Source organism: Streptomyces sp. NPDC045956, assembly GCF_056430705.1.
In genome coordinates this window covers 176,641-201,171 of sequence record NZ_JBWKKZ010000012.1, presented here as the reverse complement: position 1 = coordinate 201,171, position 24,531 = coordinate 176,641, and the positions used below count along the sequence as shown (strand labels likewise).

19 protein-coding genes are annotated in these 24,531 nt (G+C 73.9%); 6 read left to right on the top strand and 13 right to left on the bottom strand.

All coding sequences use genetic code 11. The annotated features are described in order from the left end of the window. Window positions 1–71: 71 nt before the first annotated feature. The 4 genes from AC07FV_RS28645 to AC07FV_RS28630 form a co-directional block, all read right to left on the bottom strand. Window positions 72–1,061 (bottom strand): malate dehydrogenase, encoded by a 990-nt coding sequence (locus AC07FV_RS28645; RefSeq protein ID WP_383641288.1) that lies wholly within the window; start codon window positions 1,059–1,061, stop codon window positions 72–74. 604 nt (window positions 1,062–1,665) lie between these two features. Next, on the bottom strand, window positions 1,666–2,952 hold the full coding sequence (locus tag AC07FV_RS28640) for a helix-turn-helix domain-containing protein (RefSeq protein WP_479090244.1): 1,287 nt from the start codon (window positions 2,950–2,952) through the stop codon (window positions 1,666–1,668). 389 nt (window positions 2,953–3,341) lie between these two features. Beyond that, window positions 3,342–3,779 carry a DUF3017 domain-containing protein gene (locus AC07FV_RS28635; RefSeq protein ID WP_479090367.1) on the bottom strand — a complete coding sequence of 146 codons (438 nt, stop codon included), beginning with the start codon at window positions 3,777–3,779 and terminating at the stop codon, window positions 3,342–3,344. Between the two features lie 136 nt (window positions 3,780–3,915). Next, window positions 3,916–4,770, bottom strand: coding sequence for a bifunctional methylenetetrahydrofolate dehydrogenase/methenyltetrahydrofolate cyclohydrolase (locus AC07FV_RS28630; RefSeq protein ID WP_384695107.1), 855 nt, complete (start codon window positions 4,768–4,770; stop codon window positions 3,916–3,918). Between the two features lie 348 nt (window positions 4,771–5,118). Here AC07FV_RS28630 and AC07FV_RS28625 point away from each other — a divergent pair, with 348 nt between their 5' ends. The 4 genes from AC07FV_RS28625 (at window position 5,119) to AC07FV_RS28610 (ending at window position 8,724) form a co-directional block, all read left to right on the top strand. Next, window positions 5,119–5,721, top strand: coding sequence for a hypothetical protein (locus AC07FV_RS28625; RefSeq protein ID WP_383641294.1), 603 nt, complete (start codon window positions 5,119–5,121; stop codon window positions 5,719–5,721). 126 nt (window positions 5,722–5,847) lie between these two features. Then, window positions 5,848–6,594 carry an FHA domain-containing protein gene (locus AC07FV_RS28620; RefSeq protein WP_356601915.1) on the top strand — a complete coding sequence of 249 codons (747 nt, stop codon included), beginning with the start codon at window positions 5,848–5,850 and terminating at the stop codon, window positions 6,592–6,594. Continuing rightward, the gene (locus AC07FV_RS28615; RefSeq protein WP_479090242.1) at window positions 6,591–8,159 is read left to right on the top strand and encodes a protein kinase domain-containing protein; all 1,569 of its coding nucleotides are present in this window, start codon (window positions 6,591–6,593) and stop codon (window positions 8,157–8,159) included. The genes AC07FV_RS28620 and AC07FV_RS28615 overlap by 4 nt, the downstream gene beginning before the upstream one ends. Window positions 8,160–8,256: 97 nt before the next feature. Continuing rightward, entirely contained in the window at window positions 8,257–8,724 is a 468-nt protein-coding gene (locus AC07FV_RS28610; RefSeq protein ID WP_479090240.1) for a hypothetical protein, read from the top strand. Between the two features lie 95 nt (window positions 8,725–8,819). Here the strand turns inward: AC07FV_RS28610 and purH are convergent, their stop codons facing one another. Continuing rightward, entirely contained in the window at window positions 8,820–10,385 is a 1,566-nt protein-coding gene (gene purH, locus AC07FV_RS28605) for a bifunctional phosphoribosylaminoimidazolecarboxamide formyltransferase/IMP cyclohydrolase (protein ID WP_479090238.1), read from the bottom strand. Beyond that, the gene (purN, locus tag AC07FV_RS28600) at window positions 10,382–11,020 is read right to left on the bottom strand and encodes a phosphoribosylglycinamide formyltransferase (protein WP_384695082.1); all 639 of its coding nucleotides are present in this window, start codon (window positions 11,018–11,020) and stop codon (window positions 10,382–10,384) included. The genes purH and purN overlap by 4 nt, the downstream gene beginning before the upstream one ends. A gap of 349 nt (window positions 11,021–11,369) precedes the next feature. Here purN and AC07FV_RS28595 point away from each other — a divergent pair, with 349 nt between their 5' ends. Beyond that, on the top strand, window positions 11,370–12,176 hold the full coding sequence (locus AC07FV_RS28595; RefSeq protein ID WP_479090236.1) for a hypothetical protein: 807 nt from the start codon (window positions 11,370–11,372) through the stop codon (window positions 12,174–12,176). 60 nt (window positions 12,177–12,236) lie between these two features. Here the strand turns inward: AC07FV_RS28595 and AC07FV_RS28590 are convergent, their stop codons facing one another. Next, window positions 12,237–13,955 carry a cell division protein PerM gene (locus tag AC07FV_RS28590; RefSeq protein WP_479090234.1) on the bottom strand — a complete coding sequence of 573 codons (1,719 nt, stop codon included), beginning with the start codon at window positions 13,953–13,955 and terminating at the stop codon, window positions 12,237–12,239. Window positions 13,956–14,051: 96 nt separating this feature from the next. On the opposite strand from AC07FV_RS28590, the gene AC07FV_RS28585 reads away from it, so the two are divergent. Then, a complete protein-coding gene (locus AC07FV_RS28585; RefSeq protein ID WP_479090232.1) occupies window positions 14,052–15,296 on the top strand; it encodes a helix-turn-helix domain-containing protein in 1,245 nt (414 codons plus the stop codon). A gap of 93 nt (window positions 15,297–15,389) precedes the next feature. On the opposite strand, the gene sucD is transcribed toward AC07FV_RS28585, so the two are convergent. The 6 genes from sucD to AC07FV_RS28555 all read right to left on the bottom strand — a co-directional run bounded on the left by sucD (window position 15,390) and on the right by AC07FV_RS28555 (window position 24,448). Next, complete coding sequence (gene sucD, locus AC07FV_RS28580; protein WP_356601891.1) at window positions 15,390–16,274, bottom strand: succinate--CoA ligase subunit alpha; 885 nt, start codon at window positions 16,272–16,274, stop codon at window positions 15,390–15,392. A 27-nt stretch (window positions 16,275–16,301) separates the two neighbouring features. Further along, entirely contained in the window at window positions 16,302–17,483 is a 1,182-nt protein-coding gene (sucC, locus tag AC07FV_RS28575) for an ADP-forming succinate--CoA ligase subunit beta (protein WP_479090230.1), read from the bottom strand. 900 nt (window positions 17,484–18,383) lie between these two features. Further along, window positions 18,384–19,331 carry a hypothetical protein gene (locus AC07FV_RS28570; RefSeq protein ID WP_479090228.1) on the bottom strand — a complete coding sequence of 316 codons (948 nt, stop codon included), beginning with the start codon at window positions 19,329–19,331 and terminating at the stop codon, window positions 18,384–18,386. A 265-nt stretch (window positions 19,332–19,596) separates the two neighbouring features. Continuing rightward, window positions 19,597–20,766: a VWA domain-containing protein gene (locus tag AC07FV_RS28565; protein WP_479090227.1), complete on the bottom strand. Its 1,170-nt coding sequence runs from the start codon at window positions 20,764–20,766 to the stop codon at window positions 19,597–19,599. Further along, a complete protein-coding gene (locus AC07FV_RS28560; RefSeq protein ID WP_479090226.1) occupies window positions 20,763–23,297 on the bottom strand; it encodes a DUF5682 family protein in 2,535 nt (844 codons plus the stop codon). Before AC07FV_RS28560 ends, AC07FV_RS28565 begins: the two co-directional genes overlap by 4 nt. Then, complete coding sequence (locus tag AC07FV_RS28555) at window positions 23,294–24,448, bottom strand: ATP-binding protein (RefSeq protein ID WP_479090365.1); 1,155 nt, start codon at window positions 24,446–24,448, stop codon at window positions 23,294–23,296. The genes AC07FV_RS28560 and AC07FV_RS28555 overlap by 4 nt, the downstream gene beginning before the upstream one ends. Between the last annotated feature and the right edge of the window lie 83 nt (window positions 24,449–24,531).

The window sequence follows — 24,531 nt, the reverse complement described above, 5'->3', positions numbered from 1 at the left end:
GGACAGGGGACCCGGGAAACACGTCGGCCCCCGGACCGCCGCGAGGCGGTGCCGGGGGCCGGTGCGGCGGATCAGATGAGGCCGAGACCGCGGACCGCGTCGCGCTCCTCCGACAGCTCCTGGACGGAGGCGTCGATGCGGGCGCGGGAGAAGTCGTTGATCTCCAGGCCCTGGACGATCTCGTACTTGCCGTCCTTGCAGGTGACCGGGAAGGAGGAGATGAGGCCCTCGGGGACGCCGTAGGAGCCGTCGGACGGGATGCCCATGGACGCCCAGTCGCCGTCGGCGGTGCCGTTGACCCAGGTGTGGACGTGGTCGATGGCGGCGTTGGCGGCGGACGCGGCCGACGAGGCGCCGCGGGCCTCGATGATGGCGGCGCCGCGCTTGGCGACGGTCGGGATGAAGTCCTCGGCCAGCCACTTCTCGTCGCTCACGACCTCGGCGGCGTTCTTGCCGGCGATGGTGGCGTTGAAGATGTCCGGGTACTGGGTGGCGGAGTGGTTGCCCCAGATGGTCAGGCGCTTGATGTCGGTGACCGACGAGCCCGTCTTCTTCGCGAGCTGGGTCAGCGCGCGGTTGTGGTCCAGGCGGGTCATCGCGGTGAAGCGCTCGGCCGGTACGTCCGGGGCGGCGGCCTGGGCGATCAGGGCGTTGGTGTTGGCCGGGTTGCCGACGACGAGGACCTTGATGTCGTCCGCGGCGTGGTCGTTGATGGCCTTGCCCTGCGGCTTGAAGATGCCGCCGTTGGCCTCCAGGAGGTCACCGCGCTCCATGCCCTTGCTGCGCGGGCGGGCGCCCACGAGGAGGGCGACGTTGGCGCCGTCGAAGGCGACGTTCGGGTCGTCGGTGATCTCGATGCCCTGGAGCAGCGGGAACGCGCAGTCGTCCAGCTCCATCGCGGTGCCCGCGGCGGCGTTGAGCGCCGGGGTGATCTCCAGGAGGCGGAGCTTGACCGGCACGTCCGCGCCGAGCAGCTGGCCGGAGGCGATGCGGAAGAGCAGGGCGTAACCGATCTGGCCGGCCGCGCCGGTGACGGTGACGTTCACGGGAGTGCGGGTCATGGCGTTCTCCGTATGACAGCTGGCGGTGGGGCGTCCCTGCCCCGGGCGTTTGATCGATCTCTTGGTATCAAGAGATCCATGCAGCCGTCAGGCTATCGCGCCCGCGGTGCGCGGGACGTCCGGGCCGGTGTGGCCCGGCCCACAGGCGCCACCGGGTCACCCGGGCGCCCGCGGACCGGGATGCCGGGGGCCCGGGGGGGGCGGGGGCGGCGGAGAAGTGCCGAGGGTCCGGGGTGCGAGGGCCCGGGGGGCGGAGGTGCCGAGGGCCCGGGTGCCGCGGCGCGGTGCGGGCGGGGACATGAGTGAGGCGGCCGCCTGTCCGGGAGAGGAGGGACGAAGGCGACCGCCGTTCGGGGGTGCCGTTGCCGGACTCCCGTGGGGGTACTTTTCGCGTGCCCGACTCGGCGCGAGCCATGCGTGTCCGGAGCGGATTTTCTTTTCGGGCCCGTCGGAAGCCGCCGGCCGGGCCGGCCGTGAGACACCGTTCCGGCCCGTCGGAAGCCACCGTCCGGGCCAGCCGTGAGCCGCCGTCCAGGCCCGTCGGGAGGCACCGTTCCGGCCCGCCGTGAGCCGCCGTCCGGGCCCGTCGGAAGCCGGCGTCCGCCTACTCCGTGCACCCCTTCTGGCCCGAGGCCAGCGTCACGCACGCCTCGGCGTCGGCCGGGGACTTCACCGCCACCATCGGCGTGTAGGCGACGCTGTCGCCGGCCTCGGTGACGGCGCCCGTCTGGGCGTTCCTGCCGTCCGCGCTCACCTGGACCTCGTCGCCCTGTGCGGCCTGGGTGACGCGGGCCCACGCGGTGCCGCAGGTCTTGCTGTAGCGGACCTCCACGGCGGCCGTGCCGACGGTGGCGGTCGCGGCGGTGGTCACCAGGTCGCCGCCGCAGCCCATGACCTCCGGGTCCTTGCCGGTGCAGGCGTCGCCGCCGCACTTCACGCCCGGCGGCAGCGCGGGGTCGCTGCTGACGGTCGGCGACGGGGAGGGCGCGGCGCCCTCGTCCTTCTTGCCACCGCCGTCGTTCAGCAGGAAGAAGGCGCCCGCGATCACGACGAGCACGCCGACGACACCGGCGACGAACGTCCCCGTCCGCTTGCTGCCGCCACCGGCGGACCCGTTCCGCGAGCGGGAGCCGCCGCGCGAGGGCTCGCCGTGCGCGCGGGGGGTCCCCCGGTGGCCCGGGGCGGGGGTGGCCGGCGGGGTCGCGGGTCCCGTCTCGCCACGGGTGCCCGCCGGGTGCGCGGGCCGCGCCGTGCGGTCACCGGTCGGGGCCGGTCCCCGGTACCCCGCCATGTTCCAGGAGTTGCCGTCGGTCGCGCCGCCGGAGGACGGGGCGGAGGGGAAGCCCGGCGCACCGCCGCCCCGCGCCGTGCCGACGGCGGAGTCGGGGCTGTCGGCGGCCGTCGGCTGCACGGGGACCGCCGGCGGCAGGGTGGGCGCGACACCGGCCGGCCCGGCGATCCCGGGCGTGGCCGTCGCTCCCCCGCCGTGGCGGCCGGAGCGGCTTCCCCTGCCGCTCCTGCCGCCGTTGCCCGACGCGGCCGCGGGCGTACCCAGCTCGCCGAGCGCGGCGCGCGCCTGCGAGATCCGGATGGCCTCCATGGTCATGTCGTGGCGCATCTCCGAGCGGCTCCAGGCACGCTCCGCCAGCTCCCACATGGTGGTCAGGTGGACGGGGTTGGTCCCCGTCACCTCGGCCAGGGCCACGATGGCGCCCTTCGGCGCCAGCAGCCGGCCGTTCAGATAACGCTCCCAGGACGTCTTGCTGTAGCCCGTGGCGTCGGCCACCGACGCGATGCCCAGCTCGCTGCGGTCCACGAGTCGACGCAGCTGGCTGGTGAACTCCTTGATCTGCGGATCGAGTTCATCAGGCAAGGCCTTCCAACGAGGCATTGCTTCCCCCTCTTCCCCCCGGTGACGTGCTGTTCGTTCCCCGTTGTCCTCGCGCGCGGCGTCCCGCGCGGAGTCCTCGTTCTGGCTACCCACAGGGATGCGCCCGGTCAGGAAGTCAGTTCCCGGGGTGGGGGCGCACAGGAGCACAGGGGCCGTGGGCATGCACCGTCGCACGCCCACCGGCCCGCGGTCCAGTGTCCCACCGGCGTCACCGTGCCCCGCACCGAACCCTCTTTTTCACGGCTCGCGTGACGGAGTAGCGGAACGGTCACTTCCGTGCCACAGCGGCCTGCCAGGCGTTGAACAGGGCGTTCCGCGTACAGGAGGGTTGGTCGCGGCGACGGCCCGTCCTTCCACGGGGGTGGAGGACGGGCCGTCGCGCCCCGTTCCTAGCTCACCGTGAAGTGCAGGGTGTCCTTCAGGAACGGGATCTCCAGCAGCGGGTTCGGCTGGGCCATCAGCGCCAGCAGGGCGATGGAGAGGCCGAGGACGCCGTAGGTGGCGATGTCGGTGAAGCGCGAGCGCACGGCGAGCATGCCGACGTCGGGCAGCAGCCAGCGGAGCACGGCGCCGCCGAGCAGCGCGACGCCGATCAGGACCAGACCCCAGCGGAACACGTCCAGCGCGCTGAGCAGCAGGCCGATCCCGACCAGGCCGACCACGAGCAGGATCGGCCACTGCCGGGCGGGCGCGGGCGCGTCGGCGGTGGCGGCCCGGCCGCCGCCCTCGGGGCGCGCGGTGTCCCGGGTGAAGAGGGGGAACCGGCGGGTGGACCGACGCGGCCTGCCGTCGGCGCCGGGCGCGCTGACGGGGTCCCGGACGGTCAGTTCCTCCTGCTGCTCGGGGGCCTCCGGCGCCTCCGCGCGCGTACGGTCCTCGGCACGTTCCTCGGCTTCGGCACGTTCCTCGGCTCCGGCGCGCTTCCGGCTCTCGGCGCGCTCCTGGTCCTCCGCGCGTGTGTCGTCAGCCGGCACTGCGCTCCGCCGCCTCGACCACGTTGACGAGCAGCTGGGCGCGGGTCATGGGGCCGACGCCGCCCGGGTTCGGGGAGATCCAGGCCGCGACCTCGGCCACGCCGGGGTGGACGTCGCCCATGATCTTGCCCTCGGCGTTGCGGGAGACGCCGACGTCGAGGACGGCGGCGCCCGGCTTCACGTCCTCGGGGCGGACCAGGTGCGGGGAGCCGGCGGCGGCGATGACGATGTCCGCGCGCTTGAGGTGGGCGGCCAGGTCGCGGGTGCCGGTGTGGCACTGGGTCACGGTGGCGTTCTCGCTGCGCCGGGTGAGCAGCAGCGGCATCGGGCGGCCGATGGTGACACCGCGGCCGACCACCACGACCTCGGCGCCCTTGATCTCCACGCCGTAGCGGCGCAGCAGGGTGAGGATGCCGTTCGGGGTGCAGGGCAGGGGGGCCGGCTCGTTCAGCACGAGACGGCCGAGGTTCATCGGGTGCAGGCCGTCCGCGTCCTTGTCCGGGTCCATCAGCTCCAGGATGCGGTTCTCGTCGATGCCCCGGGGCAGCGGGAGCTGGACGATGTAGCCGGTGCAGGCCGGGTCCTCGTTCAGCTCGCGGACGACCGCCTCGATCTCCTCCTGCGTCGCCGTGGCGGGCAGCTCGCGCTGGATGGAGGCGATGCCGACCTGGGCGCAGTCGCGGTGCTTGCCGGCTACGTACTTCTGGCTGCCGGGGTCCTCCCCGACGAGGATCGTGCCGAGGCCGGGCGTGACGCCCTTCTCCTTCAGCGCCGCCACGCGGGCGGTCAGTTCGGACTTGATCGCGGCTGCGGTGGCCTTGCCATCGAGAATCTGGGCGGTCATGCCCCCATCCTCGCGGATGACCGGCCCCCGGTTCCAATCCGGTCATGATCCGGACGGTCAGCGGAGGCCGCCCGGACACCGGCCGGGCAGCGGATCGACGACAAAGCTCCGTCAAATTGCCAGCAAAGCGACATCATCGAACACTTCGCGCGCGTCCGCCCGTGATCGACGTGGTTGCACTTGCACAACACCTCGTTGCCGGGCTGGACAAGCGCGAGACCGGTCACGAACGATTGGGGTGCACAGTGCCGCGGGGCCGTACCGGGGGGACGAACCGCAACGACGTACCTCCTCCGAGCCGGGCCGCGCGCCGTCCCCGCACGTGACAGCGACGGAGGAAGTCCCGCCATGAGTTTCGGCGACCCGAACAACCCCTACGGTGCGCCGCAGGGCCAGCAGCAGCCCCAGGGCCAGCCGGGCTACGGCCACCCCCAGCAGCCGCCCCAGGGCCAGCCCGGCTACGGCTATCCCCAGCAGCAGGGCCAGCCCGGCTACGGCTACCCGTCGGCGCCGCCCGTGCAGCAGCCCTACGGCGGCGGCGCCCCCACCACGATGCCCGGCACCGTCGGTGCCGCCCGGGTCATGCTCTGGGTGATCGTCGGCTTCCAGGTGATCGGCACGGCCCTCTTCGCCTTCTCGGCCGTCGCCGTCGACCAGGCCAAGGACGACCCGGCCTTCGAGGGGCTGGCCGACTACCCGACCGGCGCGCTGTGGGGCATCGCGGTGCTCGCGCTGGTCTGGGGCGTCTGGGCGGCCGTCCTGGCGGTGAAGTTCGCCTCCGGCGGCAGCGGCCTGCGCGTGACCGCGCTGGTCTTCGGCATCCTGACCGCGATCCTCGCCGTCTACCCGTTCACCATTTTCGGCATCATCCATCTGGTGCTCGGCATCCTGATCGCGGTCTTCGTCGGCAATGCGAACGGCGCCGCCTGGTTCAAGCGCCCGCGCTACTGACGCGCCGCGGAACGCTTTCTCGCCAAACACGTCACAGGGCCGTGTCTCACCCGTACGAGGGGGGCACGGCCCTGGTGCGTCGCAATAGTCTGGCCCGGGTAGCCGTCAGGCACGGGGAGACGCACCTTGTACAGCATCATCGTGGTACCTCCGCCGACCACGGAGGACGAACGCACCCGCACCCAGCTCCGGCTCGCCCCCGGCGAACGGCTCGTCTTCGGGCGGGCCGTGCCCGAGGGCGGCCTGCTGATCGGGCACGACGGGGTGTCCCGCAGAGCGGGTGAGATCACCGCGCACGGCACCTTCTGGACCGTGAGCAACCTCTCGGCCCACCAGACGTACGTGGTGGAGAACCCGGAGGGTGCCGGAGAGCACATCAAGGTCGCGCCGGGCCGGCTGGACGCCCCGGTGCCCTTCGAGTTCTCCCGGATCGTGCTGCCCGCCGCGGGCGACCTGCTGCCGGTCGAGGTGTGGGCGCCGCGCCACGACTACCTGCGCGCCGAGGACGGCACCGACGGCGAGCCGACCGCCCCGGCCTTCTCCGTCGACCGCACCAAGCGGTACTTCGCCGTGCTGGCCGCCCTGTGCGAGCCACGGCTGCGCGGGGCGCCGCACGCGCCGCTGCCGACCGTCGAGCAGGTCGTCGAGCGGCTGCGGCCCGGCTGGCCGGCCGCCTCGCGCACGACCGTCCAGTGGAACATCGACTACCTGGCGGTGAAGCTGCGCCTGAAGCCGGGGCCGGAGACGGCGGAGGCGGGCGCGCGGCTCAACGGCAAGAAGGAGTCGCTGGTCTCCATGGCGCTCCGCTTCGACCTCGTACGGGAGGACGACCTCGTGGTCCTCGCCCCACCGCCCCGCCGGGTGCCGCGGTGACCGAGCCGTACGCCGTCGCCGTCCCGAAGGGGTACCGGGTCGGCGGCTGGGAGGTGCGGGCGCCGATCGCGACCGGCGCCTTCGGCAGCGTGTACGAGGCCCGCCGCGTCGACGGCGAGGGCGGCGCCGTCGGAGGGCTGCCGCGCACGGCCGCCCTGAAGTTCCTGCCCACCGGGACGGGCACCCCGCGCCAGCTCACGCACCTGCGCGAACTCGTCGAGCGCGAGGTCGAGTTGCACCGCAGGCTGCGCAGGCCACGGCTGGTGCGGATGTACGAGACGCTGGTCGTCGACGACCCGGCCCGCCCCGCCCTCGACGGTGCCACCGTCCTGGTGCTGGAGAAGGCGGAGGGGTCCCTGGCCGCCCTGCTGTCCGCGCGGCCGCGTCCGTCCGGGGGCGCCGCGCTGGTCGCCCAGGTCTGCGAGGGCCTCGCCCAGCTGCACGGCGCCGGGTGGGTGCACGGCGACCTGAAACCGGCCAACGTGCTGCTCATGGCGGACGGTTCGGTCCGGCTCGCCGACTTCAACATGGCCGCCGAGCTGGAGGGCACCCACGCCTACACGCCCGCCTTCTCCACCCCGGACTACACGCCGCCCGAACTGCTCTGGTCCGAGATCGGTGAACGCGGCCGCCGGGTCCGCCCCTCGGCCGACGTGTGGGCCTTCGGCGTCCTCGCCCACCTCGTGCTCAGCGGCTCCTTCCCCCTGCCCGGCGGCACCCCCGCGGCCCGCCGCGACGCCGGCGCCGCCTACGCCCGCGGCACCGAGGAGCTGCGGCTGTCGCCCGAGCTGCCCGAGGAGTGGCGGGAGATCGTGCGGGCCTGCCTGACCCGTACGCACGCCGGACGCATCGGCACGGACGCCCTGGCCCGACGGGTCGCGGCGGCCTCCGGAATCCGCATCGCACGCTCCGTGCCACGCCGCGCCCGCACCCGGCGGGTGGCCCTCGCCCTGACCGCCGCCGTGACCGCCGCCGCGCTCGGGTACGGCCTCGCCGTCCGCGACGACGACGAGGGCGGCGGCCCGGGGCCCGGGGCGCAGGGCACCGGCGCCACCGCGACGAACGTCTCCGCCGCCTCCTACGGTGCGGACGAGCTGCGCACCGACCGGGGCGTGCCGCCCGCCTACCGCCTGCTGATCGTCGAGACCGCGCACGATTGCGATCGCAAGGACGTCAGCTCGCCCCTGATCGCCGCCATGCTGAAGGTGGAGAGCGACTTCGACCCGGCCCTCTCCGACCCCGCCCGGGACGAGTACGGCATCGCCCGCTGGACCCCGAAGGTGCTGCGCTGGTGGATGAACGAGGACGGCACCCCCGGCACCACCGTCCCCGAGCCGCCGTTCCCGCCCGCCGAGTCCATCCCGGCGATGGGCCGCTACCTGTGCTGGATCGCGCCGCGCCTCGACGTCCGCCTGCCGGGAGACCGCCGGGTGCTGATCGCGGTCGCCTACCGGACGTCGTACGACAAGGTGAACGACGCGGGCGGTGTTCCCCCGAAGTACCGCGACTACGCCGACCGCGTCGCCCACCACCTCAAGGAGTACACCCCGCGGGGCGGTCACTGACCCTGGGAGTTGCCAGGTACCGCGCGGCGGGCGGCACGGGCACGGTGTGAGCACACCGCTTCGGCGGTACGACACCGACGTTCATGGGGGAACCACAGTGAACATCACCAAATCCGCCGCGCTGCTCGTCGCGGCCTCGGCCCTGGTCGCCGGCTCCACGGCCGCGGCCACCGCCGCCGACCCGGCCGGCACCCGGGTGACCGCGCTCCAGCAGGCGGCCGAACAGGTGCTGGCCGACCGGCCCGAACCGCTGCGGGTGACCGCCGACGCGGTCAAGTACGAGGGCCTGACCGTCACCCGGGCACCCCGGACCATGGGCGCCCAGGACCTGGCCTGCGACTACGGCCACCTGTGCATGGTCGTCAAGGGCACCAAGTTCGACTTCTACAAGTGCCAGACGTGGAACGTCACCAACTGGACCGGTGACGGGCCCTTCACCAACAACCAAACGCGCGGCACGGTCGCCAAGTTCTTCAACCGGGACGGAAGCGTCCGCTGGACCTCGACGGCCTACCAGGCGGGCACCGCGACATGGGACCCGATCTGGTCGCTGCGCCCCTGCTGATCCACTCCGCCCGCCGACCGGCGGACGAAGGCCCCCGGCCCCTCCCTGGAGGGGCCGGGGGCCTTGCGCTGCCCGCGGGGGGCGGGCGCGGCGGGTCAGTGGAAGAAGTGCCGCGTCCCGGTGAAGTACATCGTCACGCCGGCCTTCTTCGCCGCCTCGACGACCAGTTCGTCGCGGACCGAGCCGCCGGGCTGGACCACGGCCTTCACGCCGGCCGCGGTGAGGATCTCCAGGCCGTCCGGGAAGGGGAAGAAGGCGTCGGAGGCGGCGTAGGCGCCCTCGGCGCGCTCGGCGCCCGCGCGCTCGACCGCCAGCTTGGCGGAGTCGACGCGGTTGACCTGGCCCATGCCGACGCCGACGGAGGCGCCGTCCTTGGCGAGGAGGATCGCGTTGGACTTGACGGCGCGGCACGCCTTCCAGGCGAAGGCGAGGTCGGCCAGGTCGGACGGGGGGAGGGCCTCGCCGGTCGCCAGGGTCCAGGTGGCCGGGTCGTCGCCGTCGGCCTGGAGGCGGTCGGTGACCTGGAGGAGGGCGCCGCCGTCGATCGGCTTGACCTCGACCGGGGCGGCGGGCGCCTCGGGGGCGCGCAGCACGCGGATGTTCTTCTTCTTGGCGAGGGCCTCCAGGGCGCCGTCCTCGTAGTCCGGCGCGACGATGACCTCGGTGAAGATCTCCGCGACCTGCTCGGCCATCTCCTTGGAGACCGGGCGGTTGACCGCGATCACGCCGCCGAACGCGGAGAGCGGGTCGCAGGCGTGCGCCTTGCGGTGTGCCTCGGCGACGTCCGCGCCGACCGCGATGCCGCACGGGTTGGCGTGCTTGATGATCGCGACGCAGGGCTCGTCGTGGTCGTACGCGGCACGGCGGGCGGCGTCCGTGTCCGTGTAGTTGTTGTAAGACATCTCCTTGCCGTGCAGCTGCTCGGCGCGGGCGAGGCCGCCGCCCCCGGGGGACGTGTAGAGGGCGGCCGGCTGGTGCGGGTTCTCGCCGTAGCGCAGGGTGTGGGCGCGGTCGTACGTGGCGCCCAGGAAGTCGGGGAACTGCGAGTCGTCGACCGGGGCGTACTCGGAGGCGAACCAGGAGGCGACGGCCACGTCGTAGGCGGCGGTGTGCTGGAAGGCCTCGGCGGCCAGCCGCTTGCGGGCGGCGAGGTCGAACCCGCCGTCCTTGACCGCGGAGAGCACGTCGGCGTACCGGGCGGGGCTGGTGACGACCGCGACGGAGGGGTGGTTCTTGGCGGCGGCGCGGACCATGGAGGGGCCGCCGATGTCGATCTGCTCCACGCACTCGTCGGGGGTGGCGCCCGAGGCGACGGTCTCGCGGAACGGGTAGAGGTTGACCACGACCAGGTCGAACGGCTCCACGCCCAGCTCGCCGAGCTGCTGCCGGTGGCTGTCCAGGCGCAGGTCGGCGAGGATGCCGGCGTGCACCTTGGGGTGCAGGGTCTTGACGCGGCCGTCCAGGCACTCGGGGAAGCCGGTCAGCTCCTCGACCTTGGTGACGGGGACGCCGGCGGCGGCGATACGGCCGGCCGTGGAGCCGGTGGAGACGAGTTCGACACCCGCCTCGTGGAGCCCGCGGGCGAGATCCTCCAGCCCGGTCTTGTCGTAGACGCTGACCAGCGCGCGACGGATGGCCCGCTTGTTGCTCTCGGCGGTCACTGGATAACTACCTTTCGTCCCTCGATGCGATAGCCGTTGCGGGCGAGCCGCCCCACGACATCGACGAGCAGCCTTCGCTCGACTTCCTTGATGCGCTCGTGCAGAGCGCTCTCGTCGTCCTCGTCCCGGATCTCCACCACGCCCTGCGCGATGATCGGCCCGGTGTCGACGCCGTCGTCGACGAAGTGGACGGTGCAGCCGGTGACCCTGGCGCCGTACGCGAGCGCGTCCCGCACGCCGTGGGCTCCCGGGAAGCTGGGGAGGAGGGCGGGGTGGGTGTTGACGAACCGCCCCCCGAAGCGGGCCAGGAACTCCTTGCCCACGATCTTCATGAACCCGGCCGAGACCACGAGGTCCGGCTCGTGCGCGGCGACCGCCTCGGCGAGCGCGGCGTCCCACTCCTCACGGGTCCCGTGGTCCTTGACCTTCCGTACGAAGGTCGGCAGCCCGGCGCGCTCGGCGCGGGCCAGCCCCTCGATGCCTTCGCGGTCCGCGCCGACGGCCACGATCTCGGCCCCGTAGGCCTCGACGCCGGTGGCGGCGATCTCGTCGAGGAGCGCCTGGAGGTTGGTGCCGGAACCGGAGACCAGCACGACGAGGCGCTTGGCTCGCTGGGCCACGGGCTTGGCGGCCACGGTGGGGGCCTTTCTCGGGGGAGCGGGTCGGGTGCGGTCGGTCTCGTACGGCCGTCGGCCGCGCTCTTCCGCCGGTCGGAGGCGACCGCCGGCTGTGCACGTTCATCGGTTTGTACAGTCGTACGAATGCTTCGCGCCCCGGGATACGGGGAAGTCTACGAAGCGGCCGACCGTCAGCAACGATACCGGCACACCGGGCGGCCCCCTCGGGACGGGGGCGTGGCCGGGAGGTAGCGTCTGCGTGGAGCCGGGCCGGGAACGCGACCCGCGTGTCAGGCGTTCACCAGTCGTACCGACCCGTTCGCCCGTTCCTTACCGTCACGATCGCCAAGGGGAAGACGCTCACTTGATGCCGGACCGCAGCCTGCGACTGCTCACCCTCCCCCAGCAGTCGGCGCAGCCAGGGGAGCGCAGCACCGTGTTGCTGCGGGAGCGCCCCTCCTCACCGCCCGACACCCCGTCGGAGGGGAGGAGCGGCGGCGGACAGGACGGCGCCGGCCAGCAGGACAACCCGTTCGCCCCGCCCCCGGAGGGCACGCCGGACCGTCCGTGGCAGCCGCGGCACCCGTCGGGGGACGACGGCTCCCAGGGCCCGTCCGGCGACCGGGGCGAGGGCGGCCGTTCCCCGTGGGGCCGGCAGTGGAGCGACCGGCAGCCCGGCCGCTCCTCCGGCAACTTCGGCGAGCGGCCCGGCGCCCCGGGCTCCGGTTCCGGTCCCGAGGGCTCGGGCGGCGGCACGGGCCCGCGCTGGGACCCCACGGACCCGATGCAGCGGCGTGCCCGGTATGCCCTGATGGGTGGCATGTGGGCGCTGTTCTTCGCGCTCTTCGACTGGCCGTACGTGGCGCTGCTGCTCGGCGCGCTGGCGCTCTACTGGGGTATCAGCGCCCTGCGCGCCAAGCCCCGCGCCGCCTCCGACCCGGACACGCCGGCCGCGCCCGCGGGCCCGTCCGGCGGCCCGCAGCGGACCGCCTCGATCAGTGGCCTGGTCACGGCCTCGCTGGCGATCCTGCTGGTCGCCGCGTCCTTCGGCGCCCAGCTGGTCTTCAACGACTACTACACCTGCCGGACCGACGCCCCGACCAACGAGGCGCGGCAGTCCTGCGAGACCCACCTCCCGGAGGAGTTCCGGGACCTGCTGGGCACGGAGGGCTGAGGCTCGCGGGCCGGCTCTCCGGCCCGCGGTCGAGGGAGGCGCCGGGGGTCCGGGGCCTCCTCAGGGGGTACGGGGCGACTGCGCGGGGGGATCGACCGGCAGGAGGTCGTAGGGGGCCTTGCCGGCATCGGCGCCGTCCCCGTCGTAGAGCCCGAAGGGCACGGCGTCCTCGTCCCCCTTCGCGCCGCCCGCGCCCCTGCCGCCGTCGCCGCTCTCCTCCGCCTGCTTGCGCCCGCGGCGACGCCACACCTCGGGCATCGGTCCCAGGCCCCATCGCCGGCCGCCACCCCCGTCCCCGTCCCCGTCCTCATCGACGTTCCCGCTGACGGGTTTCGGCTTCAGGCTCCAGCGACGCCCGCCGCCGCCCGCCTCGCCGGTGCCGGAGGCCGGTGCCTCGGACACCTTCGCCGCGGGGCCGTGCCGGCGCCACACGCGCACCACCGACGCCACCGGCACCGCCACCACCGCGATCCATCCCAGCGTCGCGCCGCCGGCCTGCCACCACACCGGCCCGAAGCGGGCGAGGCCGGCCCCACCGAGCGGACCGCCCGCGAGTGAGGCCAGCAGGGCGACGAGGGTCGCGCACAGGACGGCGGCCAGTACGGCCGCGGCGACGGTCCGCCGCCACGACCACACCCCGGTCCCCTCCTCGTACTCCGGCGCCGCGGGTGTCGCGGCCCGGGCCGTGAACCAGCCCACCACCGCCCCCGCCGCGAGCGGCACCGCCGCGGACGCCCAGTGCAGCGGGGTGCCGGGGCCCGCGTCCGGCACCGCCGCCAGCAGCGGGAACGGCGGCAGCAGCGGCGCTGGGGCGGACGAGAGGGGGCCGACGACATGCCCGGTGCCGAGCACGAACCCGGGGCCGAGGGCGTACACCGAAGCCCAGACGGCCGCGTTGGGCACCAGGGTCAGGCAGAGGAGCAGGACGGCGAACCGGCCCGACCAGCCCTCGGTCAGCCGCAGGAACGCCTCCTGGGCGCCGGCCGAGTGCCAGACCAGGGAGACCGCGAGCAGCAGCGCGCCGCCACCGACCAGCACGGCCGCACCCGCGCCCGCGGCCCGCGTCGCGGCGCCGAGGCGGGCGTCCGGCTCCACCATCAGCTCCCGCAGTTCCCGGGGCAGCACACGCAGCGCCCGCCCCACCGGCCCGCCGGGCCGGCCGAACGCCGTCCACACGCCCGCGCCCGCCGCGCCCATGGTGAGCAGCGGCAGGCACACCACCGCCCCCCACCAGGACGGCCGCAGCACTCCGTCCGTCGAGTAGAGGACTACGGGCGCGGCCACGGCGAGGTACCCGAGGACCACCCCTGACCAGGCGTTCCGCGCGGAGACGGGGGGCGGCCCGGCGTCCGGGGGCCCGCCCGGACGCCCTCCGGCCCCCACCCGCGGGCCCACGGCCACCCCCACACCGTCCCCGGGGTCCGTGGCGTCCCGGGCCGCCCGGTGCACCAGCCACACCGGCAGCAGGAGCAGCAGCAGCGGGGTGACGCCCATGGGCGCGGGGACGCCGGAGAGCGTGTCGAGGCGGACCAGGTCGACCCCGTGCGCCAGCACCCACAGCGCCGTGGCGACGTGCAGGGCACCGCCGGGACCGCTGTCGGGGTACGGCGAGCTGATCCAGAGCAGGGCGACGAGCGCGGCGCACGCGACCAGTCCCATGAACGCGGCGAGCGTGCCGCCCAGGAGGCCCGCGCCCAGTCCGGGCGAACGGTCACGCCAACGGGTGTGCAGCAGGGACAACGGGGCTCGGTGAGCGGTCGTCTGGGTCACGCCCGCCATGCTCCCAACGACACGCGCTTTACCGGCGTAACAGGCGAACGACCGTTGTGTCGCTCAATATATGTTTATGTACTTTTTCGTACGAAGGGGCGCCCTGTGACACGGAGCCCTGCGTCCCCGCTGCCTCCGCCCAAGGCACGCCGACGCCTGCGGGAGAACGCCGCGCTGACCCAGGCTCAGCTCGCGGAGCGGGTGGGCGTCACCCACGAGACGGTCCGCGCGTGGGAGAGCGGCCGCACGACTCCACGCGGCCGGAAACGGGAGGCTTACGCGAAGCTGCTGACCACCTTGGCCGAGGAGGCGGCGTCCCGGCAGGCGGAACCGGTGCCCGTCGTCGTGGCGGTCGGCACCGGACCGGGTGCCCCCGCGGACCAGGCCACCGACAGCCTCGTCCTCCCCGCGAAGCCGCTGGACGGACGGGAATCGGGGGCGGCGGAAGCGTCGGGGGAAGCGCCGGCTTCGGGAGACGGGGCCGGGACGGTGGCGGGTGCCGAGCCTGGCGCGGGCCTCTTGTCCGGGCCGGGGCCGGGACTCGGGCCGGTCGACATGACGCCTGCTCAGGCTTTCGACGCGCTGTACGAGTTCAGCGCTCCCGCCCTGGTGCGGCAGGCCTACCTGCTGACCGGCCGTCGCGAGCTGGCGCGTGAGTCGGTGGAGCGTGCCTTCCAGTCCGCCTGGGAGCGATGGCCGGAGGTGGCCCGTGATCGCGACCCGGTGGGCTGGGTGAGGGCGACGGCGTACGAGTACGCGCTGTCGCCGTGGCAGCGGTTCCGGCTGCGTCACCGGCACCCGGAGCCCCCGCCCGCCGACCCCGGTGACCGCACCCTGCTCAACACCCTGCTGCGGCTCCCCCCGCCGCGCCGCCGCACGCTGGTGCTCTACGACGGTGTGGGGCTCGGCCTGCCCGAGACGGCCGCGGAGACGGAGGCGAGCACACCCACGGCGGCGAACCGGCTGCTGCACGCCCGCGAGGCCCTCGCCGACCGGTTGCCCGAGCTGGCCGACCCGCAGGTGCTGCACCGGCGGCTGGCCGAGGTGGCGTCCGCCGAGCGGCTGCGGGCCGCCGGGCCGCCGACGGTGCGCAGGGGCAGCGAACGCCGGGCGCGGATCCTGACCAGGGCCGCGATCGCGTTCACGGTCGCCCTCATCGGCACCACGGCCCTGACCCTGCGCACCGCGCCCACGCACTACGAGCCGCCCGTGTCCCCGGGCGAGACGGTGCGGGGAGTGCCGCCCCGGGTGGCGCCGGGGGCGCTGTCGGACGAGCAGCTGGAGCTGCGGCAGAAACTGCGGGACCAGCTTCAGCACGGGCCGGAGCGCCTGACGCCCCGCCTGGACTGACTGGCGGAGGACCGGATGGTGTGTGTTGGGGGGGAACCGAACGGCCCGCTCCCGGGTGCCGGGAGCGGGCCGTTCGGTGTGCCGGTGCGGCGGTCAGCCGGCCAGGATGGCCCGGGCGAGCTTCGCCGTCTCGGTCGGCGTCTTGCCGACCTTGACGCCGGCGGCCTCCAGGGCCTCCTTCTTCGCCTGGGCGGTGCCGGACGAACCGGAGACGATGGCGCCGGCGTGGCCCATGGTCTTGCCCTCGGGCGCGGTGAAGCCCGCGACGTAGCCGACGACCGGCTTGGTCACGTTCTTCGAGATGTACTCGGCCGCACGCTCCTCGGCGTCGCCACCGATCTCGCCGATCATGACGATCAGGTCGGTCTCGGGGTCGGCCTCGAACGCGGCGAGCGCGTCGATGTGCGTGGTGCCGATGATCGGGTCGCCACCGATGCCGACGGCGGTCGAGAAGCCGATGTCCCGCAGCTCGTACATCATCTGGTACGTCAGCGTGCCGGACTTCGACACCAGGCCGATGCGGCCCGGCTTGGTGATGTCGCCCGGGATGATGCCGACGTTGGACTGGCCCGGGGTGATGATGCCGGGGCAGTTCGGGCCGATGATCCGGGTCTTGTTGCCCTTCTTGCCGGCGTACGACCAGAAGGCGGCCGAGTCGTGCACGGCGATGCCCTCGGTGATCACGACGGCCAGGGGGATCTCGGCGTCGATGGCCTCGACGACGGCGTCCTTGGTGAACTTCTCCGGCACGAAGATGACGGAGACGTTGGCGCCGGTCTTCTCGATGGCCTCCTTGACGGTGCCGAAGACCGGTACCTCGGTGCCGTCGAAGTCCACGGAGGTGCCCGCCTTGCGCGGGTTCACGCCGCCCACGACCTCGGTGCCGTCACCGAGCATGAGCTTGGTGTGCTTCATGCCGGTGGCGCCGGTCATGCCCTGGACGATGACCTTGCTGTCCTTGTTGAGCCAGATAGCCATGGTGTGTTCTGTCCTCGTCCTGAGTGCTTACTTGGCGGCGTGGGCCAGCTCGGCGGCCTTGTCGGCCGCGCCGTCCATGGTGTCGACGCGCTGGACCAGCGGGTGGTTGGCGTCGGTGAGGATCTTGCGGCCCAGCTCGGCGTTGTTGCCGTCGAGGCGGACGACGAGCGGCTTCTCGACCTTCTCGCCGCGGTCCTCCAGGAGCTTCAGCGCCTGGACGATGCCGTTGGCGACCTCGTCGCAGGCGGTGATGCCGCCGAAGACGTTGACGAACACGGAGCGGACGTCCGGGTCGCCGAGGATGATCTCCAGGCCGTTCGCCATGACCTGGGCGGAGGCGCCGCCGCCGATGTCCAGGAAGTTGGCGGGCTTCACGTTGCCGTGCTTCTCACCGGCGTACGCGACGACGTCCAGGGTGCTCATGACGAGACCCGCGCCGTTGCCGATGATGCCGACCTCGCCGTCGAGCTTGACGTAGTTGAGGTTCTTCTCCTTGGCGGCGGCCTCGAGCGGGTTGGCCGCGGCCTTGTCGTGGAGGGCCTCGAAGTCGGGGTGACGGAACTCGGCGTTGTCGTCCAGCGACACCTTGCCGTCGAGGGCGATGACGTCGCCGGAGACGACCTTGGCCAGCGGGTTGACCTCGACCAGGAGGGCGTCCTCCTTGATGAAGGTGTCCCACAGCTTGACCAGGATGTCGGCGACCTTGTCGGCGACCTCGGCCGGGAACTTCGCGGCCTCGACGATCTCGCGCGCCTTCTCCTGCGTCACGCCGTCGATCGCGTCGATCGGGGTCTTGGCGACGGCCTCCGGACGGGTGGCCGCCACCTCCTCGATCTCCATGCCGCCCTCGACGGAGGCGATGGAGAGGAAGGTGCGGTTGGCACGGTCGAGGAGGAAGGAGACGTAGTACTCCTCGACGATCTCGGGGGCGGTCTCGGCGATCATCACCTTGTGGACCGTGTGGCCCTTGATGTCCATGCCGAGGATGTCCGTCGCGCGGGCGACGGCCTCGTCCGCGGAGGCGGCCAGCTTCACGCCACCGGCCTTGCCACGACCACCGACCTTCACCTGCGCCTTGACGACGGACTTGCCGCCCAGACGCTCGGTGATCTCGCGCGCCGCCTCAGGCGTGTCGATGACTTCACCGGCCAGCACCGGTACATCGTGCTTGGCGAAGAGGTCCCTCGCCTGGTACTCGAACAGGTCCACGCGCTTCCGTCCCTATCAGTGATCTCGCGGTTCGTTGGATGCGTGGGCGTGCCGCGAAGGGCAACGTGACGTCCGCTGTGTCACAAGGGGGGCGCACACGGTGTCCGAGCGCGCGGCATGTCCGTCTCGCAGGTTATCGCCGCATGCGGAGGGTCTCTAAATCGTGGGTCACACCTGAGCGGTGATGCCTGTCACATGATGCCGCGCTCACTGGCACGGGGTGCCGGATGTGAGGCTCACCGGCCCGTACGACGGGGCGGACCTGGACGCGGGACGGCGGTCTCTCTGGAGCGGGGGGGCGTCGTCGGGGTGGTGCTGCGTGTCGTCGGGGTGGTGCTCCGCGCCGTTGGAGTGGTGCGGGAGCCGTCGGGGTGGTGCGGGCGCCGTCCGGGTGGTGCGGGCGCCGTCCGGGTGGTGCGGGCCTCACCGGGCTGGGGTCGGCGCGGTGAGGCCCGCGGAACGCCCCCGTAGGGACCGCAGGGGTGCGGCCCTGTGGAGGTGCGGGCGGCCGGTCCCCACCCCAATGGGAACCGCTCCACCCGATCCGCGGGGTTGCGGCCGGACGGCGACCGACGGATTTCGGCCGGACCGTCCAGGCCCCTGTGCCCCGCGAAGCTCGTGCTCCACCCGATGTCCGGGTGGGCGGATGTCAGACCCCGTACGCGACGGCGCCCGCGGGCCGGCCGACGGACGGCGCGCGCCGGGGGCGTTGCCCTCCTGCGGGTATCCGACGACGTCCGTCCGGAGCAGCGACGGTTCTCCGGTGGGCGGCAGGGGGCAGTGGGCCGGTGACCCGTAGGCGTTGGGCGGTGGGGTGGGCGGTGGGCCGTGGGGCCCTCGCTGACCGCCCGCCTCCGCAACGCACGCGGCGACGGGTCTGCGGCGGGGAGAGGCCCTGCCCTAGGCGGGCGAGACGGGGATGTCCCGGTACCGGTCGCGGGTCTCCGCCGCGTCGGCGCGCTCGAGGGCGCCGGGCACGAGCCGGAAGGGGATCCGGTGATACGGGGTGACCGCGTGCGCGTCGCCGTGGCGCGGCGTGCCGTGGTCGGCACCCGCCCCGGCGCCCAGTGTGCCGTCGGGGTCGCCGGTGGGCGCCCGGTGGACGGGAGCCTGTCCGGCGGGGGCCGACTGGACGCGCCGCGTGTCGACGCGGGCCGCGGTGGACGGCCCGTCGCCCACCTGGGCCGGCCCGTGGGCGGCGGTCGGGGCGCCGGCGGCTCCTTCGGCGGAGGCTCGGGCGCCCGCCTCGTCGGAGGCGCCGGCGTCGTCGGAGGCGTCCGGCTCCGGGGCGGAGGTCTCTCGGGCTGAGGGCTCCTGGGCCGGTCCGCCGGGCGGGACGGGACCGGCCGGGTCCGTCGGCTCGGGCAGCCCCGGCAGTAGGCCGGGCGAGCCCGATGGGTCGGACGGGTCCGGCAGGGAAGGCAGGTCCGGAAGGGAGGGCGAGTCCGGGAGGGAGGGTGTGGAGGGCGAGGCGGGTGCGGAAGGCAGGGTGGAGAGGGACGGAATCAGCAGCGCCTCCACCGCGTCCCCGACCGGCTCCAGGACTCGTTCCCGCACGGGCCGGACGACGTCTTCCGTCAGCGACTCCAGAACGCCGGCCCCCGGACGCCGGGTCGGAGTCGGAGCCTCGGTCCGCGTGTGGACCTGGGTGGGGAACTCGACGTCGATCACCCGGTGGACCGTGTCCCTCACCGACGGCGCCTCTTCGGCCGCCCGCGCCCGCTCCCCGCACAGCACCCCGAGCACGAACAAGCCGGCCACCAGCAGTCCCACGTGCAGCGCACGCCGCCCGGCCGCCGCGCGCACGACACGCGGGGCGGCACCGGACAGAACCGCTGACCAGCTCAAGGGGGAGATTCCTCCGTACGACGGAACGGGGCACGCGTGCCGGACACCTCACCGGACAGCGCGGGCATCGAACAGCGCATCGATACGACGCGCGATCCTCGCACGGAACTCCGGCCGGTACGCAAGCCCGTCGTCACCGATGGGCAGTCATGTCCCTTTTGTTGAGAGGGGAGGAGAAGACGGGAGGGGAGAGGAGAGGCATGGAGAGAAGAGGAGGGAGAGGAGACGGGACGTGTCTGGCGGGACGTCTCGCGTCGATCACTCGTCACCCGGCGTCCGGGATCGGCAACGGCCGCTTCTCGATCGCCGCCGCCATCACCTCGGGGAACAGATCGGGCGTGCAGGCGAAGGCCGGCGCGCCCAGCGCGGCGAGCGCCGCGGCGTGCTCCCGGTCGTAGGCGGGCGCCCCCTCGTCGGACAAGGCCAGCAGCGTCACGAACCGCACCCCGGCCGCCTGCATCGCCGCGACCCGCTTGAGCATCTCGTCGCGTATGCCCCCCTCGTAGAGATCGCTGATCAGCACCACCACCGTCTCCGTGGGCCGGGTGATCCGCGACTGGCAGTAGGCCAGCGCGCGGTTGATGTCCGTACCGCCGCCGAGTTGCGTGCCGAACAGGACGTCGACCGGGTCGTCGAGCTGATCGGTGAGGTCGGCGACCGCCGTGTCGAAGACGACGAGCCGGGTGTCGATCGACCGCATGGACGCCAGCACCGCGCCGAACACGGACGCGTACACCACGGACGCCGCCATCGAGCCCGACTGGTCGACGCAGAGGACGACCTCCTTCTTCACGGAGCGGGACGCCCGCCCGTGCCCGATGAGCCGCTCCGGCACGATCGTCCGGTACTCGGGCAGGTAGTGCTTGAGGTTGGCCGCTATCGTCCGGTTCCAGTCGATGTCGTGGTGGCGGGGGCGGGTGACGCGGGCGCTGCGGTCGAGGGCACCGGTGAGGGTCGCCCGGGTGCGCGTGGCGAGCCGCTCCTCCAGGTCCGCGACCACCTTGCGCACGACGGTCCGCGCCGTCTCCTTCGTCGTCTCCGGCATCGCCTTGTGGAGGGACAGCAGCGTGCCGACGAGGTGGACGTGGGCCTCCACGGCCTCCAGCATCTCCGGCTCCAGCAGGAGGGTGGCGAGTCCGAGCCGGTCGATCGCGTCGCGCTGCATCACCTGTACGACGGAGGACGGGAAGTAGGTGCGGATGTCCCCCAGCCAGCGCGCCACGGCCGGTGCGGAGGCCCCCAGTCCCGCCGAACGGTCCCGGCCCGCCCGCGGCTTGCCCTCCTTCCCGTAGAGCGCGGCCAGCGCCCCGTCCATCGCGGCATCCCGTCCGGTGAGGGTCCGACCGGTGCCGTCGGCCGGGTCACCCCCGAGCACCAGCCGCCACCGCCGCAGCCGTTCCCGCGCCGGGTCGCCCTGCACCGGTTCGGTCGTCATGCGTCCACCCCCACGAGGTCGTCGTCGTCGGCGTCCGGCGCCTCCGCCCCGTCCAGCCCCAGCAGCAGCCGGACCACCGGCAGGACGGCTTCGGCGCGTCCGGTGGCGAGCCCCGCGCCGAAACGGGGTGTGCCGGAGCCGGTCGTCGTCACGCTCCCCCGCGACTCCGGTCCGCGCCTGATCAGCTCGCCGAGGCTGCGGCGGACCCCCGGTTCGTAGGCCGAGAAGGTGCGGCGCAGCAACGGCAGCACGTCCGTGAACGTCTCCCCCGGGACGCCGGTCAGCCAGGCGTCCACGAGGGCGAGCAGCCGCTCGTCGTGCAGGAGGAGCATGCCGCCTCCCGAGCCGCCTCCGACGAAGCCCTCGATCCACGCGGCCGCGTCCGCCGGTGGCGTCCCCGGGGACAGCACCCGCGCCATGAGCCGCGCCGCCTCCTGCGGTGCCAGCGCGCCGTCGTCCAGCAGGAGCCGTACGGCCCGCCCCCGGACCACCCCGGGCACGCCGCCCCGCGCGGAGAGGGTGCGCAGCACGGTCTGCCAGCGGGACCTCAGGGCGCCGTGGTCCGCGGCGGGGGCGTCGCCGAGCAGTCCCACCGCCCCGTGCACGGCGTCCACGTGCCGGCGCATCTCCTCCGCCGCGTCGGCGTCGAGCCCGGTGCAGGCGGGGGGCAGGCCGACGAAGACCCGCTCGGCGAGACCCGCGGCGACCTCGGCCAGCGCTCCGGTGTCGGTGCCGCGCACGTCGCCGTAGCGCAGTGAGCGGACGAGGGCGGGCAGGGCCTGGGCGAGGTGGCCGACGTCCGTGTCCAGTGCCGCGCGGTCCGCGAGGATCCGCATCACCGGGCGGAGCGCGTCCGGCAGTTCGGCCAGCAGGCAGCGCTCGGCGAGGGCGGTGACGTCGGCGAGGCCCTGCGCGGTGACGGCGTCCGCCTCCGCCTTGGCGGTCGCCGCGGACCGTACGGTCGTGCCCCACACCCCGGCTTCGGCGACCCGCACCGACAGTTCCGGCTCCCACCGGAGCCGCCACGTCTCCCGGAACGTCCCCGTGCTGCCCCGCGAGGCGGCCGGCTCGCCCCAGCCGACGCCGAGCAACCGCAGCCGGTGCAGGAGCCGGCTGCGCCCCGCGTCGGTCTCCTTGCGCAGGTCGAGTTCCAGCTCCCGCTCCGACGCCTCCGGCTTCAGCCGCAGCCGTCGCCGGCTGCGGTCCAGGTCCCGCTGGAGCGGCACCGCGGGCGCCCCGGCGGGCACCTCCCCCAGCGCGTCCCCCACGACCAGCCGGTCGTGCACCAGCGCCAGCGGTACGTCCGAACCCTCGCACATCACCGCCCGCACGGCGTCCGTCGTCTCGCTCAGCCCGGGCAGCGGACGGCCGCGCATCACCGCGAGGGACTCGGCCAGCCGCACCGCCTCGATGACGTGCGCCGAGGAGACGCTCAGGTCCTCCTCCCGCAGCACCCCGGCCACCCTGGTCAGCCAGCGCTCCACGGGCCGGTCGGGCACTCCGAACAGGTGCCCGTACCAGCCCGGTGACTCGATTCCCGCCCCGTACCCACTGGACCGGGAGAGCCTGCGGTGGGTCCAGGGCACCCAGGTCATGTCGACCTTGGTCCTGGGCAGCCCCTTGAGCAGGGCGCGGTCGGCGGCGACGGTCACCCTGCGCCGGAGCGCCGGCACGTGCCAGGCCCCGCAGACCACGGCGATCGTTTGCTTGAACTCCCGCTGCGCCGCCCTGACCTGCAACCGCATGTAGGCCTCCCGCACGAGGTCCCGGTCGCGCCCGCCGCCCTCCCCCGTCCCCGATTCCGTCCCGGTCCCCGATTCCGCCTCCGTCTCCGTCTCCCGCAGTGCGCCCATGGCCTCCTCCAAGGCCCTGAACGGTGCCAGCGCGTCCCCGTCCCCGGCGCCCCGGTGCTCGACGACGTCCTCCCACCAGCGCTCGGGGTCGTCGTGACCGGCGGCCTCGGCGAGGGCGGCGAGCGGATCGACCCGGACGTCGGGGAGGGCCGCGGCGGCGTCGGGCCCCCGGCCGGTGGCGTGCTCCCCCCGGTCCGTACCGCCCGCCGGGTCCATCGGTCCTGTCGGCTCCGGCTCCTCCCCCGCGGTTCCGGGTTCCTGCTCCTGCTCCTGCTCCTGCTCCTGCTCCTGCTCCTGCTCCTGCCAGGCCAGCGTGTGCGTGGCCGGGAGGTCGATGAAGCGGGCGGGCACGTCGTGCTCCAGGGCCCAGCGGAGGGCCACCCACTCGGGGGAGAACTCGGCCAGGGGCCAGAAGGCCGAGCGGCCGGGCTCCTCCACGGCGTGGGCGAGGAGCGCGACCGGAGGGCGCATGTCCTCCTCGGCGGCCAACGGGATCAAGGGGTCGGCCTCCGGCGGACCCTCGATCAGCACCACTGCGGGCCGGGTCCGCTCCAGCGCCGCCCGGACCGCGCGCGCCGACCCCGGTCCGTGGTGGCGCACCCCGAGGAGCAGCACGTCACCACTGGCCCTGGCGGTCCCGGCACCGTCCGGCGGACCGCCGTCTCCCGTCGCCGTCACCCGGTCACCTCCCGGCACGCCCGGTAGAAGTCCTTCCAGCCGTCGCGCTCGCGGACGACCGTCTCCAGGTACTCCTGCCAGACGACGCGGTCGGCGGCCGGGTCGCGGACGACGGCGCCGAGGATGCCCGCGGCGACGTCTCCGGGCCGCAGCACCCCGTCACCGAAGTGGGCGGCCAGGGCGAGGCCGCCGGTGACCACGGAGATCGCCTCGGCCGTGGACAACGTGCCGCTGGGCGATTTCACCTTCGTACGCCCGTCGCCCGTCAGTCCGTCGCGCAGCTCGCGGAAGACGGTGACCACACGGCGGATCTCGTCGATGCCGTCGGGTGCCGAGGGCAGGTCGAGGGAGCGGCCGATCTGGTCGACGCGGCGCGCGACGATCTCGACCTCGGCCTCGGCGGTCTCCGGCAGCGGCAGCACCACCGTGTTGAAGCGGCGGCGCAGGGCGCTGGAGAGGTCGTTGACCCCGCGGTCCCGGTCGTTGGCGGTGGCGATGAGGTTGAAGCCGCGGACCGCCTGCACCTCCTGGCCCAGCTCCGGTATCGGCAGGGTCTTCTCCGACAGGATCGTGATCAGCGTGTCCTGCACGTCGGCCGGGATACGGGTCAGCTCCTCCACGCGGGCGGTCCTGCCCTCCGCCATGGCCCGCATCACCGGGCTCGGCACGAGGGCGTCGCGGCTCGGGCCGTGGGCGAGCAGCCGCGCGTAGTTCCAGCCGTAGCGGATGGCCTCCTCGGGTGTGCCGGCCGTGCCCTGCACCAGCAGGGTCGAGTCACCGCTGACGGCCGCGGCGAGGTGCTCGGACACCCAGGTCTTCGCCGTCCCGGGCACGCCGAGCAGGAGCAGGGCACGGTCGGTGGCGAGCGTGGTGACGGCGACCTCGACGATGCGGCGCGGACCCACGTACTTCGGTGTGATCACCGTGCCGTCGGGGAGGGTGCCGCCGAGCAGGTAGGTGGCGACGGCCCACGGCGACAGCTTCCAGCGGGCCGGACGCGGGCGGTCGTCCCGGGCGGCCAGCGCGGCCAGTTCGACCGCGAACGCGTCCTCGGCATGCGGCCGCAACGCCTCCGCGGCGGGCCCAGGCGCGTCCCGCCCGGGGTCGACGGACGTCGATTCTGCGGGCGTCGGTTCTGCGGACACGGGCATGGCTTGGTCCCCCTCCAGCTCGACCGGTTCGATCTCGCATCCACGGTGCACCACGCCACTGACAATCGCTCTGACCTGCACAG

What these genes read in the sequence shown, in the direction of transcription:
- sucD (WP_356601891.1), bottom strand. Translation starts at nt 16,274, where the DNA reads ATGGCTATCTGGCTCAACAAGGACAGCAAGGTCATCGTCCAGGGCATG.
- AC07FV_RS28630 (WP_384695107.1), bottom strand. Translation starts at nt 4,770, where the DNA reads ATGACCGCCCAGATTCTCGATGGCAAGGCCACCGCAGCCGCGATCAAG.
- AC07FV_RS28565 (WP_479090227.1), bottom strand. Translation starts at nt 20,766, where the DNA reads ATGACGACCGAACCGGTGCAGGGCGACCCGGCGCGGGAACGGCTGCGG.
- AC07FV_RS28555 (WP_479090365.1), bottom strand. Translation starts at nt 24,448, where the DNA reads ATGCCCGTGTCCGCAGAACCGACGCCCGCAGAATCGACGTCCGTCGAC.
- AC07FV_RS28590 (WP_479090234.1), bottom strand. Translation starts at nt 13,955, where the DNA reads ATGGCGGGCGTGACCCAGACGACCGCTCACCGAGCCCCGTTGTCCCTG.
- AC07FV_RS28645 (WP_383641288.1), bottom strand. Translation starts at nt 1,061, where the DNA reads ATGACCCGCACTCCCGTGAACGTCACCGTCACCGGCGCGGCCGGCCAG.
- AC07FV_RS28625 (WP_383641294.1), top strand. Translation starts at nt 5,119, where the DNA reads ATGAGTTTCGGCGACCCGAACAACCCCTACGGTGCGCCGCAGGGCCAG.
- AC07FV_RS28640 (WP_479090244.1), bottom strand. Translation starts at nt 2,952, where the DNA reads ATGCCTCGTTGGAAGGCCTTGCCTGATGAACTCGATCCGCAGATCAAG.
- AC07FV_RS28595 (WP_479090236.1), top strand. Translation starts at nt 11,370, where the DNA reads ATGCCGGACCGCAGCCTGCGACTGCTCACCCTCCCCCAGCAGTCGGCG.